General features: G+C 50.2%; 9 protein-coding genes. 5 read left to right on the forward strand and 4 right to left on the reverse strand.

Annotation, left to right across the window (positions count from 1 at the left end; translation table 11 throughout):
* The first annotated feature begins 35 nt into the window (after window positions 1-35).
* Both HYT76_03010 and HYT76_03015 read left to right on the forward strand, forming a co-directional pair.
* Window positions 36-350, forward strand: coding sequence for a hypothetical protein (locus HYT76_03010; GenBank protein ID MBI2082516.1), 315 nt, complete (start codon window positions 36-38; stop codon window positions 348-350).
* Window positions 351-675: 325 nt separating this feature from the next.
* Window positions 676-3,033: a right-handed parallel beta-helix repeat-containing protein gene (locus tag HYT76_03015; protein ID MBI2082517.1), complete on the forward strand. Its 2,358-nt coding sequence runs from the start codon at window positions 676-678 to the stop codon at window positions 3,031-3,033.
* Window positions 3,034-3,127: 94 nt separating this feature from the next.
* Here the strand turns inward: HYT76_03015 and HYT76_03020 are convergent, their stop codons facing one another.
* The 4 genes from HYT76_03020 to HYT76_03035 all read right to left on the reverse strand — a co-directional run bounded on the left by HYT76_03020 (window position 3,128) and on the right by HYT76_03035 (window position 8,360).
* Window positions 3,128-3,520 (reverse strand): PIN domain-containing protein, encoded by a 393-nt coding sequence (locus HYT76_03020; GenBank protein MBI2082518.1) that lies wholly within the window; start codon window positions 3,518-3,520, stop codon window positions 3,128-3,130.
* A 3-nt stretch (window positions 3,521-3,523) separates the two neighbouring features.
* A complete protein-coding gene (locus tag HYT76_03025; protein MBI2082519.1) occupies window positions 3,524-3,730 on the reverse strand; it encodes a type II toxin-antitoxin system VapB family antitoxin in 207 nt (68 codons plus the stop codon).
* A 42-nt stretch (window positions 3,731-3,772) separates the two neighbouring features.
* Complete coding sequence (locus tag HYT76_03030; protein ID MBI2082520.1) at window positions 3,773-6,613, reverse strand: vitamin B12-dependent ribonucleotide reductase; 2,841 nt, start codon at window positions 6,611-6,613, stop codon at window positions 3,773-3,775.
* A gap of 235 nt (window positions 6,614-6,848) precedes the next feature.
* Window positions 6,849-8,360, reverse strand: coding sequence for a leucyl aminopeptidase (locus HYT76_03035; GenBank protein MBI2082521.1), 1,512 nt, complete (start codon window positions 8,358-8,360; stop codon window positions 6,849-6,851).
* Between the two features lie 93 nt (window positions 8,361-8,453).
* On the opposite strand from HYT76_03035, the gene HYT76_03040 reads away from it, so the two are divergent.
* The 3 genes from HYT76_03040 (at window position 8,454) to HYT76_03050 (ending at window position 10,981) form a co-directional block, all read left to right on the forward strand.
* Window positions 8,454-9,098, forward strand: a complete 645-nt coding sequence (locus HYT76_03040) for a hypothetical protein (GenBank protein ID MBI2082522.1) — start codon at window positions 8,454-8,456, stop codon at window positions 9,096-9,098.
* The gene (locus tag HYT76_03045) at window positions 9,098-9,553 is read left to right on the forward strand and encodes a RidA family protein (GenBank protein MBI2082523.1); all 456 of its coding nucleotides are present in this window, start codon (window positions 9,098-9,100) and stop codon (window positions 9,551-9,553) included. Before HYT76_03040 ends, HYT76_03045 begins: the two co-directional genes overlap by 1 nt.
* A 222-nt stretch (window positions 9,554-9,775) precedes the next feature.
* A complete protein-coding gene (locus tag HYT76_03050) occupies window positions 9,776-10,981 on the forward strand; it encodes an outer membrane beta-barrel protein (GenBank protein ID MBI2082524.1) in 1,206 nt (401 codons plus the stop codon).
* Window positions 10,982-11,020: the final 39 nt, after the last annotated feature.

Here is an 11,020-nt window from a genome sequence, read left to right on the forward strand (position 1 = left end):
TTGGGATATCCTAGGTTACGAGAATAGGAGTATCAATGGCCAAGGTCCCTTCAATTCCACCCGAATATCAGAAGGCCCTTTTTGATTCAGTGGCCTACCGTGATAGTGATAGACCTCCTGCTTATTTTACCGATGAGAAGTGGGAGCCGATCACGGGTCGGGAGCATTTGGATCAGATTCGGGCGAAGGCGAGCGAAGGATTCACTGTCAGTGGTGATGAGGATACCGATCCAGGATTGAGCGCCGAAAAGATACTCGGTGGTCGGGTCCTTGATGAGTCAGCCCTTCGTGAAGATCCCTCTACACCCAAGAGATATGGGGATCTCCTCTCCGGTAAGAAAAAAACATAACCTCTTAATTCTTAATCATCACAGCGACATTTTTTCTCACTTTGAGAAATTTATCATTTTGAGAATTCTGGAAACAGAGTCGTCTGTCTAACCCCTTATTATTTTGGCTCTTTTAGGTCTTGGCCGTCTTAAGTGACTGGCACCGTTTTTGCTTCTTCAATAATGTATGGAAATGGTCTTTGCTTTTCCATGCCGGACAACCTCGATAGGGGTTCTGTTCCTGATGACAGTCCTCTTTTCTCCCGGTACTTGGGGTCAGAGTCTTCCTTACAGATCACAACCACAGGTTTCAAGACCGGCACAGAGGCAAATAAATCAGGGGGCGATGACATCAATAGTGCGAAGTTATCACGTAGGACCGAGACTGGCATCGCAGAGACCGAGCTCAAATGTTTCTTCAGATGCCGTTCAGTACTACGTCGCTACGAACGGAAATGACAGTTGGACTGGTCTCTTGCTCTCACCGAATGCAGACAGAAGCGATGGTCCTTTCGCAACACTTGAGGGGGCCCGAGATAGAATCAGGGAGTTGAGGGCAGCAGGAGAGATAAGTCCACCCATTATTGTGAATATCCGCTCCGGCACTTACGTTCTCAGCCGGACATTGGAGCTCGAATCTCAAGATTCAGGAGAGGAGGATCGATCGGTTGTCTGGCGCGCCTACCTCGCCCCCGGTCAAAAAAATGGTGCAGCAATTATCAGTGGCGGGAGGAGAATTACCGCAGAATGGGGGCCCGTCAGGGGACGGCTCGGTGATCCCATCGATATCGATTTTGGAACCCGTCCGATTTATATGACAGAGATTGCCCCGTTGGAAGATGGTCAGCCTTGGAGATTCAATTCCCTTTTTGTCGAGGGCGAGCGGGCGACTCGGGCACGCTCACCGAACATCGGAGATTCCTTTCCCTATTTCACCATGGCAGATGATGTAGTTTATGGTGATCCTCGGGTGTCTTGTGACGTTCGCCGACGGGCCAATCTAGAACTGAGCCCTGACTGTCAAGACATGCTGCCTATTCCAAACGAGGCTTATAGTAGTTTTCTCTTTCAGTGGAGAGACATCCAAGCAATATGGAGTGGCTTAGGAAATGTTGAGGTTGTTGCACTCAAGGCCTGGGAACAGACGAGACAGTGCTTGAGTCATGTAGAGGGGAATCGTGCCTATCTCCAGGCTGATATCGATAAGCCATATCAGTATACCGGATTTTCCGGTCGCTACTATGTTGAGAATCTGAGAGGCGCACTCGACAGTCCTGGTGAGTGGTTTCTCGACTCACGCAACTCCCGTCTCTACTATTGGCCCCTCCCCGGGCAGGATATGGGTCGGGCGGAGGTGATTGTACCGACACTGACTCAACTTGTTCGATTTCATCCAGATGCCCATGACATCGTTTTTCAGCGGCTCACGTTTGCCCACACCGATTGGGGCCTTTCCGATGGGGGGCATATTGGCTGTCAGGCGGCTGTTTGTTTGGCAACACCTCCTACCATAGAGTTTGAGGTCAGTGGCCCACCATTCGATGACAGAGAGGCAAATGGGGCAGAAAGGATCCAGATCCTTGATAATATTCTCAAGCATACTGGGAGTTATGCGGTAGGAGGACCGACACGACGATCTGTTTTTCGGGGGAACGCCATTTACGATACGGGTGGGGGAGGGATTCAGATTGGGGGGATTGATGATAGAGCTATCGATTCTGTGGGATGGCCCTTAGGCCATGCGGATACTCAGTTTTTGAGCGAGCAGAATGAGATTACGGACAACACGATCCATGATATCGGTAAGGTCTATCTGGAATCCGTCGGGATTCAAGACCTGCTAAGTCGCGAGACAAAAATTTCACATAATCTGATCTACGACGCCCCTTATTCAGGGATTTCCGTCGGTTGGATTTGGAATGCGAGAACGACGAGGGCTGGAAATAATCAGATCGAAAATAACGAGGTTCATCATGTTTGCCAAATCCTGACTGATTGTGGTGGTATCTATACATTAGGACACCAAACGGGGAGTTTCATTCGAAGAAACCTCATCCACGATATTCCCTTCACATCGCATCATCTGCACAAAACGAGCTTGATGGGGATCTACCTCGACCAAGGGAGCAACGGTTTCACCGTTTCCGAAAATATTGTCTATCGGATCGCCTCCGCAGCCCTTCATATTCATCAGGGGTCTTTCAATACGATCGAGAATAATATCTTTGTTGATGGGAGTTCAGCGGAAGAGCTCATGAATGATTATGGACAGATCGGTTTTTCAACCCCTGAACCTTCTACCTGTCCCTATGATTCGGGGTTATCGAGCCGCAAGGGGTTGTACCTTCATCCAGAAACCGGAGGTTGTCCCGAGACGGCACGGGGTCGGGCACCGCCTCAGGGAAATGTTTTCCAACATAACATCATTTACGGTTCACCGCCTGAGAACGATCGAAAACTGATTCACTATGACCGATGGCCGTACCCGTTTGTCTCTTCCAACCACAACCTGTTCTTTTGGCCAAGGATGAGATCTCGCTTGTTGCCTGGCAATCTTTGGGAATGGCAACGGGAGATGAGACAGGATCTGAATTCAATCAGCGCAGACCCACTCTTTCAGGATCCGGTTCGTCAGAATTTTAATCTGCGACCCGGCTCTCCCGCCTCCCGGATCGATTTTATTCCTTTTACACTGACTCAATAGTCCTCTTTTGTCCTAACGGATTGCAGGACAAATTCCCCTCCAAACTGAATAATCATCCTTACAGATGTCGTTCTTCTGAGGTAGCCAAGGCCTCTCAAGCTTGGGGGGCGAAGAGGTTTACCCAACCCAGTTTTTTCATTCTTCCAAAATCAGAGTCAAGTGACCAAAGGGCCAAGTTGTTTTCTTGAGAAATTCCCGCAATCAGCAAGTCGACAACCCCGAAGTTATCGCCGTGCTCCTTTCCCTCTTCAACCCATTTTTCGATGAGTGACCATGTTGTTTTCTCCGGGTAAAAGATTGGTAGTGCTGCTAAAAGACGACCTATTCTGAGAACCTCGTTTTTTGGGGTTCCTGAAAGAATTTCAATCCGCACAGGACTTGTCAGGGCAATCTGATCATCGTCAAGAAGAGACCGAAACTTTTGAATGAGACGATTGTTCTTTCCTCGGAAAAATTCAATCCAGACGGAGGTGTCAGCAAGAATCATGGCTCATGCCATTCGTCTTGGGCGTCGACGTGACTTTGAAAGATCGATCTCGAGTTCAAGGTGACCGGCCATCTTTTTGAGTTCTTCAATCCTTTTTCTTCGGACAAGTTCTCTTAAGGAGAAGATGACCGTGTCAGTCTTTGAAGTATAGCCCAAAATATTCTGGGCCTCATCGATCAAAGTTTGAGGCAAATCAAGGGTCGTGCGCATATAAAACATATTAAAATAGATGATTATATATGTCAATTCCCCTCATGAACAGCCCATCGAATTCCCGCAATTAATACACTTGTAACAGGTCCCGTTTCGGATCGTCACATGCCCACAGAGATCACAGAGCGGGGCATCCCCCATCAGCTCCGCAAGATTTTTCCCCATCTCGTCACCCTCAACGGCCCTTTGGGTCTGGTTAAAGTCGGTGGCGGCAGCAGCGCCGACCGAAGTTGCTGGAGCTGTCTGCTCGTGATTATCAAGTGTCGCCGGTTTCAGGTGAACGAAGTCGGTCCTTCCCAGATATTCCATGCCAAGAACCCGGAAGATGAAATCGAGGATCGAGGTGCAGAATTTGATGTTCGGGTGATCGGCCGGTCCCTGGGGATCAAATCGCGTAAAGGTGAAGGCGTTCACGAATTTCTCCAGAGGGACACCATACTGAAGCCCGATCGAGATCGCGATCGCGAAGCAGTTGATCAGGCTTCGATAGGCGGCCCCTTCCTTGTACATATCGATGAAGATCTCGCCGAGTGCCCCATCGTCGTATTCTCCTGTGCGGAGGAAGACCTTGTGACTTCGGACAGAGGATTCGACAGTGAATCCACGTCGCTTAACCGGAAGCTCTTTTCGTGTCCCCCTCGTCTCAGAATTTTCGACAACTGTTTTTTTCTCGTTATCGCTCTTCTTGTCATTCCCGGCGCTGAGTGGCTGAGAATGTTTGGAACCGTCCCGATAGAGGGCGATCGCCTTGAGCCCGAGCTTCCACCCCTCCATGTAGATATTTTCAATATCCTCGACCGTCATGTCGTTGGGGAGATTGACTGTTTTTGAGATCGCGCCGGAAATGAACGGCTGAACCGCCGCCATCATCTTTACATGCCCCATTGGATGGATGAAGCGAACGCCGTTGCCACACCGATTCGCACAATCAAAGACCGGCAGGCGCTCTTCGGAGATGCCTGGGGCCCCTTCGATCGTTCCATTTTCCAAAATGTAATCCTGGATTTTTTTGATATCGGGAGGGGCGTAACCCAGATTTTCCAGTGCACGGGAAACCGATTGATTGATGATCTTGAAGTGTCCACCCCCCGCAAGCTTCTTCCACTTGATCAGGGAGAATTCAGGCTCGACCCCTGTGGTATCGCAATCCATGAGGAGTCCAATAGTCCCTGTCGGCGCCAGGACACTCGCCTGTGCATTTCGATACCCGTAAATTTCTCCGGAATGGACCGCCTCATCCCAATCTTCTTGAGCCGCCCGAAGCAGATCGCTGGGACAGGATCGTCCATCAATTTTGTAGGCGGCATCCCGATGCTTGTTCATGACCTTCAGCATCGGTTCGCTATTCTTCTTAAAGCCGGCGAACGGCCCCATCACGGCGGCAAGCTCACTGGAAACCTTGTAGGCGTGACCGGTCATGATTGCGGTGATTGCTGCAGCGATCGCGCGCCCTTTTGGACTGTCGTAGGGAATTCCACTGGTCATCAGGAGGGTGCCGAGATTCGCATATCCCAGACCGAGTGGGCGGTAGTCATGGCTGTTCTGGGCAATGTCTTGTCGAGGATAGGCGGCAAAATCAACGATGATCTCCATGGCGGTAATAAAGACCTGAACGGCATGCCGGAAGTCCTCAATCTGAAATTTTCCGTCTGAATCGATAAATTTCATGAGATTCAGTGAGGCAAGATTGCAGGCGCTGTCATTTAGAAACATATACTCAGAGCAAGGATTCGAGGCGTAGATGCGATCGGTATTCGCGCAGGTGTGCCACTCATTGATCGTTGTATCATACTGCATGCCGGGATCCGCACACTGCCAGGCAGATTCCGCGACCTGGCGCATCAGCGATTTGGCGTCATAGGTGTCACCAACCTCTCCTGTGGTCCGGAAACGTGTGCTCCATTGACCCCCTTGAAGACAGGCGTTCATGAATTCATCGGTGACACGGACGGAGTTGTTTGAGTTTTGTCCAGAGACTGTGTGGTAGGCCTCGCCATTGAAGTCAGAGGTGAATCCCCCCTGATGGATCAAGATCCCGGCCTTTTTCTCTTCCCGTACCTTCCACTGGATAAAGTCGACGATCTCGGGATGGTCCATATCGAGACAGACCATTTTGGCGGCCCGTCGTGTCGTCCCCCCTGATTTTGTTGCCCCTGCCCCTTTGTCGAGTACCTCGAGGAAGCTCATGAGCCCTGAGGAGGTTCCGCCACCGGACAGCTTTTCCTGTTTTCCACGCAGATGGGAGAAATTAGTCCCCGTCCCCGATCCGTATTTGAAGAGACGGGCCTCCGATTTTGCCAACTCGAAGATGCTCATCAAGTCATCGCCGACAGACTGGATGAAGCAGGCGGAACACTGGGGGTGGCTATAGGCATCAAGCGTTTCACGGATACTTTGAGAAACAGGATCCCAAGACCAGTTCCCGCCGCTCCCCTGGATTTTGTACTCATGGTAAAGACCACAGTTGAACCAGACGGGGGAGTTGAAGGCCCCCATCTGATGGAGGAGGAGATAGGTCAGCTCTGATTCAAAAGTTTCGGCGACTTCAGGGTTGGAGAAATAACCAAGCTCTTCTCCAGCAACCCTGAGGCTATGGGCAATACGATAGATCGGCTGACGGGCGGTTGTTTCGCGACCTGTCTCCGGGACACCGGCCTTTCTTAGGTATTTTTGGGCCAGGATGTCGGTCGCCAATTGGGACCAGGATTTCGGGATCTCCACATCCTTCATCTCAAAAACAACAGTCCCATCCGGTTCCTTGATGACGGAGGAGCGGAGCTCCCATGCGACCTGTTCAAAAGGGTGGACCCCCTTTTTTGTAAAGCGGCGTTCGATAGCGGCCCCATCGATCTTTTTGTGAGTCTTGACGGCAGTTTGCATGGTTTGTCCCCCTTATTATTAACAGGTTATCCGTCTGTTATACACAGCATATTGTATATAAGTAGCTTATAAATAACAATATGTAGTATGTCAAGCAGGGAGGGGTGAAATCAGGTATTTCAAACTTAATCAAGAAGAGTCAGGGTGCGACTTTAAAGGCGACGACATTTTTTTTGATTTTGTTTCTTATGAACTCAACCCCGAGAAAAGAGATTCGGCTAAGGCCCACCATTCCTCATTTTGATTTTGGTCGGTGGTAGTGGGTCAAGAAATGAAAAAGGGTTCGAACCATAAATCCAGTTCCTCCACGCGGGCAGAGAGCGGTTCCCTTTTCGGTCCAGGCGGTACCGGCAATATCCACATGGGCCCAAGGGATCTTCTCATCCACAAACTCTCTCAAGAAAAGCCCGGCAGTAATCGTGCCGGCAGCCCCTTTTGCGCCGACATTTTTGAGATCGGCAACCGAGCTTTTTATGTCTTCCTTATATTCTTCAATGAGCGGCAATTGCCAGAGTTTCTCTCCCGTTTTTTGTCCCGAGGCGATTAATCGATCCACCAAATCTTGATTGGTTCCCATAATCCCGGCGCAAAGATCACCCAAGGCGACAATGACGGCCCCTGTCAAGGTCGCTAGGTCAATCACGAGATCCGGTTTTTGCCTCAAGGCATAGGGGAGGGCATCGGCCAAGGTGAGTCTCCCCTCCGCATCGGTATTCAGGATCTCGATTGTCTTCCCGATCATCGTGGTCGCCACATCACCCGGTTTGTCGGCGCTTCCCGAGGGCATATTTTCGGTCACGGCAGCGATCCCATGAACCTCCAGCAGAGGGAGGTGAAGTGTCGAAATCGCCTTCATGAGGCCTAAAACGGCAGCGGCACCACTCATATCATCTTTCATTGTTTCCATCCCGGAGGCTGGTTTGATGGAGAGGCCGCCACTATCAAAGGTGATTCCCTTCCCGACAATCGCGACGCGACCTTTTGGTCGGCCGGAAGGACGATAATGAAGATGAATCAGATACGGAGGTTGTTTACTTCCACTGGCGACAGCGAGAAAACTCCCCATCCCCAGACGGCGACAGGCGTTCTGATCCAGGATGCGACAGGAGATTCTTGGAAGCTGCCCGATTTTTTTTGCCTCCTCAACCATGCGACGAGGGGTCATGTCGGTTGCCGGGATATTGATCAGATCCCTTGCATAATTTGTTACCTCGGCAAGGACCTCTCCTGTCTTAATTTCCTTCGACGCCTTTGCCGACCCCTTCCCTTGGGAGAGAAGAAGGACGCGGGTCACCGTTTTTGGCGTCTGATTGTCTTTTGATTTGTAGAGGTCAAAACTGTAATTGCCCAGAAGGAGTCCCTCAGTGATCAATTGGTAAGGAGTTTCAGATTTCCCTCGGAGGATCGGATCGACCTCAATAGCGATTTCCTTGGCATGGATCTTTGTTGCCGATCGGACGGTGGTCGCTGCCATCCGTCTGAGGTTATTTTCGCAATCTTTGACCTCTCCCAAACCGACAATGAGGAGATTCTGAATCGAGCGATTGGAATTTAAGGGGATCAGCTTTTGCTCGCCCGGCTTCGCCTTAAACTTTTCTTTTTTTAGGGTATTAAGGATCCATTGGTTTGTCTTCGGGTCCACGAGATGACTAATCATACGGGCCGTTTTTTCCCAATCTTTCCAGAGCCCAACGGCCAATAAATCAACCGCAATGTTCTGTTTTGGCTTTATGACTTCTATTTTCATGATCCCAGTCAGTTATCGTGGGGTTTGGCTCCAGTCAAGAATAAGGGTGAATTTTTATTGCTCAGGTTTTTATTTCAATTATGAAAGAGAGAGATGCGTAACCCGTTTGGTTTCTTGATTAAAAAACGTGTAGAGAAAAAACCGGTTCGATCACCGCTCCCACAGGACCGATTTTTGGAAATGATCAGCGCCTTTGAAACAGCGGAACTCAAGGCGCGGGCAACAGATTTTTCCGGGGGGCTCGCGCTGGAGGTCGCTCCTCATCTCAAGCCACTCGCATCACTGTTGAAGGGGCCCCGCTTCCTTGTCTCCATCGGAACCACAGAGGGGGCGACTCTTCAGAGTCGGGAGGACCTTCTCCCTTTTCTCAACACTTCTCTCGAGCTTGTTTTGCTTCGTAGCTATCAGGGCAGAAAGCATTTATCGGCCCTTCTCAGGGAAACCTCCCGCGTCCTGAAGAGGCAAGGCCAGCTGATCCTGGTCGATCTGCATCCCTTTAGTCCTATGGTTCAAGAGGAATTTCAGAACCAGCCGGCCACTGAAGAAGGGATTCCCCCTGGGTTTGAACGTTATTTTAGATTCCTTGGATCTGGGGGGTGGATTGTTGAGGGGGTCAAGGAGTCTTTTTTTGACAACAACAGTAAAAAGTTCTTCAAAGACGATTTGCCAGAAAAATTTGAGGAGTTCAGAAGGAAACCTTGTCTTATCCTTCTGGTCTTGAGGAAAGGAGGAGGCTGATGGGAATCGAGGATCGCCTGCGTGAGTTGCAGATCGACCTTCCGGAGGTAGCACCGGCGGGGAATTACCTCCCCTCCTGTCGTGTTGGAAATCTTATCTTTATTTCAGGTCAGCTTCCGAAGGTGGAGGGGCGAATCGCCTTTCGCGGGCGCGTCGGGAAAGAGGTCGACCTTGAATCGGCACGACGGGCAGCAAAGGCCTGCGTGGCCAATCTGCTTGCTGTCTTGAAACAGGATCTTGGCTCACTGGATAGGGTGAAAAAGGTGGTTCGGTTAACCGGTTATGTTAATTCATTCCCCGGTTTTCAGGAGCAACACAAGGTTGTGGATGGGGCGAGTGACCTCCTCGTAGAGATTTTTGGGGATTCGGGACGACATTCGCGTGTTTCCGTTGGTGTTGTGGAGCTCCCTATGGGTGCTGCTGTGGAGCTCGAGATGATAGTCGAAATTAAGTAGAATTATATTTAATTAAATATAGTTAAATAATAATTAAGCATCCATTAGTAAACATTTGTTGACAAAGATGAGTCTGGTTATTATATTTTGAGTAATTTTATACAGCTTTGGGGTTAAGGGAGACATTTAAATAAACGAGGAAAGGGGGTGGGGAGCTTTATATTCGTTTATATGTCTGCCGATAAATTAAGTTAAAACTAAAATCTAAAAGGAGAGAAAAGAATGAAAAAAATCACAGTCTTCGCGTTAGCCTTGGCGCTCGCAAGCCTTGTGGTCTATTCACCAGCTCAGGCGGAGGATTCAGGTTCGCTTGAGATCACGGGGAATGTAACCACAGTCACAGGTTGGCAGCGTCAGACGTCAGGAAAGTATGCAGATCCAACCTCCGGTGTCCTCGGTGACGGCTTGGTCGGCGCCGCGGGTGCAGGGGTTGAATCTTTTGGTTTCTTCGTGGATCAGGTCGAGCTCGATCTCGCCAAGAGTTTTGGTGAGAACATTCGTGCTCGAGGTGATCTTGATTTTTACCCGATCGCCGGTATCGGTGCGACGCCTGGTCGAATTTCGCCAGCGGCGGCGACAGGGACTGCAGACTTTATCGTCGAACAGGGATACGTAACAGCCAATATCCCTGCAGGGAATGGGGTTGAATTTCTCGTTGGTCGTTTTAATTCAGGGATTGGTCTTGACCCTGTCGATCGTGGCGAGCTTTCAACAGTCTCCTTTTCCTCAACCCATCGAGTCTTGCTCCCTCATAACCTGACAGGGGCAAGGGCTGGTTATGAGTTTAGTGATAGTTTTCGATGGGAGACCTATGTCGTCAATGATCTTGCCGATCGAGCTCCGGCTGCAACGACCACAATCCCTTCATTTGGTTTCAATGCAATTTATAACTATGGTGATGAGGGGAATATGAGCTGGTTCAAATTCTCTGGTGCCGGTGGTCTTGAGACACCTGGTCTCAAGAAACACTGGTCCTTCCTCGGCGATATGGCGCTTCATCATATGATGAATGATGCCGCCTCTTTGGGACTTGAGGGGGTTTATCGTCAAGATAATGCGACAGCTGGTGCTGTTGATAACAACCAGTTCATCGCTGGGACCCTCAAGCTCGGCTATGACTTTAGCGATGTTTGGGATGGGACGCTTCGTTATGGTTACCTCTGGGATCTCGACACCGGTCCAGCAGTTGGTGGTACCGGGGTTGCTGTTGCCAACAATGAGTATGCACCTGGTTTGGCTGGCACGCTCACCAACGGTGGTGTTCGCCATGACTTCGTCCTTGCCACAGGGTATGCTATAGCTGACGGTGCCCGCTTTGGTCTCGAGGGTCGGTTTGATCTTACCAAGCCCTCCTCTGGGGTCACGGCAGGTTCTACAGCTACCGGTCAGAACATCGGTGCTGCTGCGACGTTTGCCTATAACTTCTAGTTGGGTTTAAGTGGAAGCGGTTCAAAAGGCCCCCCGCCG

It is taken from the genome of Deltaproteobacteria bacterium (assembly GCA_016180845.1).
In the GTDB taxonomy this organism is placed as follows: domain Bacteria; phylum UBA10199; class UBA10199; order JACPAL01; family JACPAL01; genus JACPAK01.